Origin of the sequence: Streptomyces sp. NPDC002130 (assembly GCF_040296465.1) — a bacterium.
In the GTDB taxonomy this organism is placed as follows: domain Bacteria; phylum Actinomycetota; class Actinomycetes; order Streptomycetales; family Streptomycetaceae; genus Streptomyces.
Window position 1 is genome coordinate 1 of sequence record NZ_JBEOXI010000345.1, and the last position, 7,017, is coordinate 7,017.

Here is a 7,017-nt window from a genome sequence, read left to right on the forward strand (position 1 = left end):
GCCGCCGCCGCCCTCGCCACCCCCCTCGTCCCGGTCCTCAAGGGCCAGGGCGGATCGCCCCTGCCCCCGCTGGCGGCCCTCGCAACGACCGCGCTGCTCACCCGGCTGGTGACACGTCGCTCCGCTGCCTCCACGAGAGGCCGCAGGCAGGCAACCGCGCACGCGCGGACGGGCCCCCGAGCCCCCTGGCACCCGGGCCCCGAGCCCGCGGCACTGCTCACCACCGCCCTCGGAGCCGCCTACGCCGCGACGACGGCCCGCCCCTACTTCCACGCCACCCTGAACCCCTCACCTCCCCTCACCCAACGCGCCGTCGGCGCCGGCGTCCGCGCCACCATCCCGCTCCAGGCCACCCTCACCGCCCGCTCCCGGGGCACGGCCACCGCCCTTCTCATCGCAGCCCTCGCCCCGTCAGGAGCCCGATTCGCGAAGAAGGTGAGCGTCACATGAGCCCCGCCGCCAGCGCCCCCGAGAGCCGTGCCGGGGCCGTTCCCTCCCTCCGTTTCGGCTACGGCACCAACGGTCTCGCCGACCTCCGGCTCGACGACGCCCTCGCCCTCCTCGCCGACCTCGGCTACGACGGCGTCGGACTGACCCTCGACCACATGCACCTCGACCCGCTCGCCCCGGGCCTCGGAGCCCGCACCCGCCGGGTCGCGCACCGGCTGGACGAACTCGCGCTGGGCGTCACCGTCGAGACGGGCGCCCGCTATGTGCTCGACCCGCGCCGCAAGCACGGCCCGTCCCTGCTCGACCCGGAACCAGACGACCGGGCCCGCCGTGCCGACCTCCTCGTCCGGGCCGTCCGGGTCGCCGCAGACCTCGGCGCACATGCCGTCCACTGCTTCAGCGGAGTCGTCCCGCAGGGCACCGACACGGACACCGCGTGGAAACGCCTCACCGAGGCCCTGACCCCCGTCCTGGACGCCGCCGCCTCCGCGGGCGTCCCGCTCGCCGTCGAACCCGAGCCGGGCCACCTCCTGGCCACCCTGGCCGACTTCCACCAGCTGCGCAGCGCCCTCGGTGACCCCGAGCCCCTCGGCCTCACCCTGGACATCGGCCACTGCCAGTGCCTCGAACCCCTTTCTCCGGCCGACTGCGTGCGTGCGGCCGCCCCCTGGCTGCGGCACGTCCAGATCGAGGACATGCGGCGCGGTGTCCACGAGCACCTCCCCTTCGGGGACGGGGAGATTGACTTCCCTCCGGTCCTGGCGGCCCTCGCCACCACCGGCTACCAGGGTCTGACGGTCGTCGAACTGCCCCGCCACTCCCACGCCGGCCCGCATTTCGCCGCACACTCCCTCCCGTTCCTCCGTCACGCCGAGCGGACCGCGGCCACCGCGTCGCCTGCTTCCGCTCCGGCCCGCCGACAGGCCGCGCCACCCCACGGCGCTCCCTCCACCACCCATGAGGGGAGCAGCACCGGATGACCCACCCCCGAGCCACACCGGCGGCGACAGCCGAGAACACCGAGCGCAGCCAGGACACCCAGAGCCTCAAGGATCCCGACCGGACTGCCCAGGGACCCCGCGACGCCCGCACCCACGCCCGCCTCCCCACCCGGGACACCGCCCCCACCCCCTCGCTCACCGATCTCACCGACCTCCGCCACCACCTCACCACCCACCTCGACCCGCCCGCCCGTACCTGGCTCGACCACGCCCTCGACGAGGCCGCCGCCCACCCCGGCCTCCACGGACCCATCTCGGTCTGGGAACTGCGCCTCGCCGAAGCCGGACGGCGCTGCGGCCCCGCCTACGCCGACGCCGCACGCGTCCTCATCCTGGACGCGGCCCGCGCCGGCGCAGACGCCCTGACCCGGGTGTACTTCCAGGGCACCGCCGACGAACGCCGAGCCGTACTGCACGCCCTGCCCCACCTCGTGTCCGGGCCGAGCGCCCTCCCTCTGATCGAGGACGCCCTGCGCACCAACGACACCCGGCTCCTCAGCGCCGCCGTCGGCCCCTACGCCGCCCGCCACCTGACCGCCCACGCCTGGCGCCACGCCGTGCTGAAGTGCCTGTTCACCGGTGTCCCCGTCGACGACGTGGCGGACCTGCCCCGGCGCGCCGCCGGCGACGGCGAACTCGCCCGCATGCTGGGCGACTACGCCGCCGAACGCACCGCCGCCGGCCGCACCGTCCCCGAGGACCTGTACCGCGTCCTGGACCTGACCGAGTCCGTCACCCCGCCCCCCGGCACGGACCACCCCCACGGCAAGGAGTCCTGATGCGCATCTTCGACCCCCACATCCACATGACGTCCCGGACCACCGACGACTACGAGGCCATGTACGCCGCCGGTGTCCGCGCCCTCGTCGAGCCGTCCTTCTGGCTCGGCCAGCCACGCACCTCGCCCGCCTCCTTCCGTGACTACTTCGACTCCCTCCTCGGCTGGGAGCCCTTCCGCGCCGCCCAGTACGGCATCGCCCACCACTGCACGATCGCCCTCAACCCCAAGGAGGCGAACGACCCGCGCTGCCGGCCCGTCCTCGACGAGCTGCCGCGGTATCTCGTCAAGGACAACGTCGTGGCGGTCGGAGAGATCGGCTACGACTCCATGACCCCGGCGGAGGACACCGCCCTCGCCGCGCAGCTCCAGCTCGCCTCCGACCACGGACTGCCCGCCCTCGTGCACACCCCGCACCGCGACAAGCTCGCCGGGCTGCGCCGCACCCTGGACGTCGTCCGGGAGTCCGACCTCGCCCCGGACCGGGTGCTGGTCGACCACCTCAACGAGACCACCGTCAAGGAGGCCAGGGACAGCGGCTGCTGGCTGGGCTTCTCCGTCTATCCGGACACCAAGATGGACGAGGAGCGCATGGTCGAGATCCTGCGCACCTACGGAACCGGGCAGGTCCTCGTGAACTCCGCCGCCGATTGGGGAAAGAGCGACCCCCTCAAGACGCGCAAGGTCGGCGACCTCATGCTGGCGGAGGGCTTCGACGAGGACGACGTCGACCAGGTGCTGTGGCGCAACCCCGTCGCCTTCTACGGGCTCAGCGGACGCCTGAACCTCGACGTCACCGGCACGGAGACCACCCACGAGGGCAACTCCGTCCTCCGCGGCGCCCCGAAGGATCCGCACGGGGCGGGCACCGGCTCCGGCTCTCCGGTCCGAGTCCCCGCCGCGGAGGCGTGAATCATGCGCTTCCGCCACCCCGACGGTTCCACCGTCCACCTCGCCTACTGCACCAACGTCCACCTCGCCGAAACCCTCGACGGCGTCCTCGCCCAGCTCCGCGACCACTGCGAGCCCGTCCGCCGACGCCTGGGACGCGACCGTCTGGGCATCGGACTGTGGCTCGCCAAGGACGCCGCCCACGCCCTCGTCACCGACCCGTCCGCCCTGCGCGGCCTGCGCACCGAGCTCGACCGGCGTGGCCTCGAGGTCGTCACCCTCAACGGCTTCCCCTATGAGGGCTTCGGCGCCGAGGAGGTCAAGTACCGCGTCTACAAGCCGGACTGGGCCGATCCGGAGCGCCTCGACCACACCACCGCCCTGGCCCGCGTCCTCGCCGGTCTCCTCCCGGACGACGTCACCGACGGGACCATCTCCACGCTGCCCCTCGCCTGGCGCACCGCGTACGACGACAAGCGCGCGGAAACCGCCCGCACCGCGCTGCGCGCACTCGCCGAACGCCTCGACGCCCTCGAGGAGCTGACCGGCCGCTCCATCCGCGTCGGCCTGGAACCGGAACCCGGCTGCGTCGTCGAGACCACCCACGACGCCCTCGCCCCGCTCACCGCGATCGGCCACCACCGCATCGGCATCTGCGTCGACACCTGCCATCTCGCCACCTCCTTCGAAGATCCGCACACCGCCCTGGACGCGCTCACCGCGGCCCGCGTCCCCGTCGTCAAATCCCAGCTCTCCGCCGCCCTCCACGCCGAACACCCCCACCTCCCCGAGGTGCGCGAGGCGCTCGCCGCATTCGCCGAACCCCGCTTCCTGCACCAGACCCGCACGGCCACCGCCGCCGGCCTGCGCGCCACCGACGACCTCGACGAGGCCCTCGCCGGACACGCCCTGCCGGAGGCCTCACCCTGGCGGGCGCACTTCCACGTCCCCCTGCACGCGGCCCCCGCCGCGCCCCTCACCTCCACCCTCCCGGTCCTGAAATCCGCACTGACCCGGCTCGTCGGAGGTCCGGCCCCGCTCACCCGCCACCTGGAGGTCGAGACCTACACCTGGCAGGCCCTCCCACCCGAGCTGCGCCCCAAGGGCCGCACCCAACTCGCCGAGGGCATCGCCGCCGAACTCACCCTCGCCCGCGACCTGCTGACGGACCTCGGCCTGAAGGAGCTGCCATGAGCACCGGCCCCCATGAGCACCCGGACCCGGCCGCCACAGACACGCCCGCCCCGCTTCCGGCGGCCACGGACCGCCCCACCCCGCTCCTCGTCCTCGATGTCGTCGGCCTCACCCCCCGTCTCCTCGACCACATGCCCCACCTCAAGGCGCTCGGCCGGTCCGGCTCCCGCGCCCCGCTGGGCACCGTCCTGCCCGCCGTCACCTGTACCGCCCAGTCCACGTTCCTCACCGGCACCATGCCCTCGGAGCACGGCATCGTCGGCAACGGCTGGTACTTCCGCGAACTCGGCGACGTCCTGCTGTGGCGCCAGCACAACGGGCTCGTGGCCGGCGACAAAGTCTGGGACGCGGCCCGTCGCGCCCACCCCGGCTACACCGTCGCGAACATCTGCTGGTGGTACGCCATGGGCGCCGACACCGACATCACCGTCACCCCCCGTCCCGTCTACTACGCCGACGGCCGCAAGGAACCCGACTGCTACACCCGGCCGGCCGCACTCCACGACGAACTCACCGACAAGTTCGGCACGTTCCCCCTGTTCCACTTCTGGGGCCCAGGAGCCGACCTCGTCTCCAGCCGCTGGATCATCGAGGCGACCCGCCACATCATGTCCACCTGGCACCCCGACCTGACGCTCTGTTATCTCCCTCACCTCGACTACGATCTGCAGCGCTTCGGCCCCGACGACCCGCGCTCCCTGAAGGCGGCCGCCGACCTGGACGCTGCCCTGGCCCCGCTGCTGGACGACGCCCGCGCCGAGGGCCGTACCGTCGTCGCCCTGTCCGAGTACGGCATCACCCGGGTTAACCGGCACGTCGACATCAACCGCGCCCTGCGCCGCGCCGGGCTGCTGGAGGTGCACACGCAGGACGGCATGGAGTACCTCGACCCGATGGCGTCCCGTGCCTTCGCGGTCGCCGACCACCAGATCGCCCATGTCTACGTGCGCCGCCCCGAGGACCTCGACGCCACCAGGGCGGCGCTCGACGGTCTGCCCGGCATCGCGCAACTGCTGGACGACGAGAGCAAGAAGGCCCATCACCTCGACCATCCGCGCGCCGGCGAACTCGTCGCCGTGGCGGAACCCGACGCCTGGTTCACGTACTACTACTGGCTCGACGACGACCGCGCGCCCGACTTCGCGCAACTCGTCGAGATCCACCGCAAACCCGGCTACGACCCGGTCGAACTCTTCATGGATCCCCTCGACCCGTACGTCAAGGTCAAGGCGGCCACCGCACTGGCGCGCAAGAAGCTCGGCATGCGCTACCGCATGGCGGTCGTGCCCCTGGACCCCTCACCTATTCGCGGCAGCCACGGCCGCCTTCCGCAGAGCGACGACGACGGTCCGCTCCTCATCTGCTCCACCCCCCGCGCTGTCGGCGACCGCGTCGCGGCCACCGATGTGAAGTCACTGCTGCTCCGACTCGCCGGTCTCGCCTGAGGTCACAGCCCTCAGTACCGACTGGTCACAAGTGAAGCACTCACCACTGACAACGCCCCGCGATCACGAGGAGTTCCCCGCATGAGCCGCTTCTCCCAGCCCGACCCCGAACTCGGCCACCGCCTCAGCAGACGAGGCATGCTCGGCGTGGCCGCCGGTGCCACCGCCGCCGCCCTGCTCGGCGCCGCGGCCCCGGCGAACGCCGCCACCGGCAACGCCACGGCCGCCACCCGCAGCGCCACGCCCGCCACCGCGTCCGGCTCCAAGGGCCGCGGCCGCCCCGTACTGCCGCCCGGCCGCCTCGGCATACAGCTCTACAGCCTGCGCGACAAGGTCTCCACCCTCGGCTTCGGTCCCGTCTTCGCCGAACTGGAACGGTACGGCTACGACGAGGTCGAGTTCGCCGGCTACACCCAGGGCTCCGCGGGCCCCATCACGCTCGCCCAGCTCAAGCGGCTGGCCCGCAACCACGGTCTGAACCCGATCGGCAGCCACGTCGGCTACTACTCCTCCGACCCGAACGCCTACACGTTCGCCCAGAACCTCACCAAGGTCCTCGACGACGCCCAGGCGCTCGGCCTCAAGCACATCGGCACGGCCGCCGGCCCGTTCCGCTACGGCTCGACCGTCGACGCCTGGAAGCGCGCCGCCGAGGACTTCAACACGTACGGCGCGGCGGCGAAGGCCCGGGGCATGAAGTTCTACCAGCACAACCACTCCGAGGAGTTCTCCTTCGCCACCGACAATCCCAAGGTCCGCCTCTACGACATCCTGCTCAAGGAGACCGACCCCGACCTCGTGTACCTGGAGATGGACATCTACTGGGCGTACGTCGGCCAGTTCCGCTTCTCCAAGCGGCCCGACGGCACGCCCGCCCCGTTCGAGCCGCTGAACTACGTCCTGCGGCAGCCCGACCGCTACCCGCTCTTCCACGTGAAGGACGGCGAGAGCGACCCGTCGAACCCGTACGGCTACCGCATGACCGACGTCGGCGACGGCGACATCGACTACCAGCGGTTCATCTCCGCCGTGACCCGGCTGCGCGGCCACCGCATGGCCCACCACTGGCAGGCCGAGCACGACAACCCGGCCGAGTCCTTCACCTTCGCCCGCCGCTCCAGCGCGCACCTGCACTCCCTGAGGGAGAAGTGCTGACGACCTCGGAAACGTGAGGATTCCCGCCGTGCAGCGCCATCGCGCGCACGCCCACGGCCAGCAGCTTCTTGGCCAGCCGGTCGGCGGCGTGCTTGGTGTCCAG

At 72.4% G+C, this 7,017-nt stretch carries 6 protein-coding genes and 1 pseudogene; all 7 read left to right on the forward strand.

Features of this window, described 5'->3' with window-relative positions; all coding sequences use genetic code 11:
- A pseudogene (locus ABT116_RS37670) lies at positions 1-450 on the forward strand (SCO3242 family prenyltransferase); the annotation flags it as partial.
- The gene (locus tag ABT116_RS37675; protein WP_351643734.1) at positions 447-1,430 is read left to right on the forward strand and encodes a sugar phosphate isomerase/epimerase family protein; all 984 of its coding nucleotides are present in this window, start codon (positions 447-449) and stop codon (positions 1,428-1,430) included. The pseudogene ABT116_RS37670 and the gene ABT116_RS37675, both read left to right, overlap by 4 nt.
- The gene (locus ABT116_RS37680; protein WP_351643739.1) at positions 1,427-2,230 is read left to right on the forward strand and encodes an EboA domain-containing protein; all 804 of its coding nucleotides are present in this window, start codon (positions 1,427-1,429) and stop codon (positions 2,228-2,230) included. The genes ABT116_RS37675 and ABT116_RS37680 overlap by 4 nt, the downstream gene beginning before the upstream one ends.
- The gene (locus tag ABT116_RS37685; protein WP_351643743.1) at positions 2,230-3,141 is read left to right on the forward strand and encodes a TatD family hydrolase; all 912 of its coding nucleotides are present in this window, start codon (positions 2,230-2,232) and stop codon (positions 3,139-3,141) included. The genes ABT116_RS37680 and ABT116_RS37685 overlap by 1 nt, the downstream gene beginning before the upstream one ends.
- A gap of 3 nt (positions 3,142-3,144) precedes the next feature.
- On the forward strand, positions 3,145-4,314 hold the full coding sequence (eboE, locus tag ABT116_RS37690; protein WP_351643749.1) for a metabolite traffic protein EboE: 1,170 nt from the start codon (positions 3,145-3,147) through the stop codon (positions 4,312-4,314).
- Positions 4,311-5,759 carry an alkaline phosphatase family protein gene (locus tag ABT116_RS37695; RefSeq protein WP_351643754.1) on the forward strand — a complete coding sequence of 483 codons (1,449 nt, stop codon included), beginning with the start codon at positions 4,311-4,313 and terminating at the stop codon, positions 5,757-5,759. Before eboE ends, ABT116_RS37695 begins: the two co-directional genes overlap by 4 nt.
- Before the next feature lie 81 nt (positions 5,760-5,840).
- On the forward strand, positions 5,841-6,914 hold the full coding sequence (locus tag ABT116_RS37700) for a sugar phosphate isomerase/epimerase family protein (RefSeq protein ID WP_351643759.1): 1,074 nt from the start codon (positions 5,841-5,843) through the stop codon (positions 6,912-6,914).
- Positions 6,915-7,017 lie beyond the last annotated feature (103 nt).

Bases quoted from the DNA above. Each gene is read 5' to 3' on its own strand.
- ABT116_RS37695 (WP_351643754.1), top strand. From the start codon at position 4,311: ATGAGCACCGGCCCCCATGAGCACCCGGACCCGGCCGCCACAGACACG.
- ABT116_RS37680 (WP_351643739.1), top strand. From the start codon at position 1,427: ATGACCCACCCCCGAGCCACACCGGCGGCGACAGCCGAGAACACCGAG.
- ABT116_RS37675 (WP_351643734.1), top strand. From the start codon at position 447: ATGAGCCCCGCCGCCAGCGCCCCCGAGAGCCGTGCCGGGGCCGTTCCC.
- ABT116_RS37700 (WP_351643759.1), top strand. From the start codon at position 5,841: ATGAGCCGCTTCTCCCAGCCCGACCCCGAACTCGGCCACCGCCTCAGC.
- ABT116_RS37685 (WP_351643743.1), top strand. From the start codon at position 2,230: ATGCGCATCTTCGACCCCCACATCCACATGACGTCCCGGACCACCGAC.
- eboE (WP_351643749.1), top strand. From the start codon at position 3,145: ATGCGCTTCCGCCACCCCGACGGTTCCACCGTCCACCTCGCCTACTGC.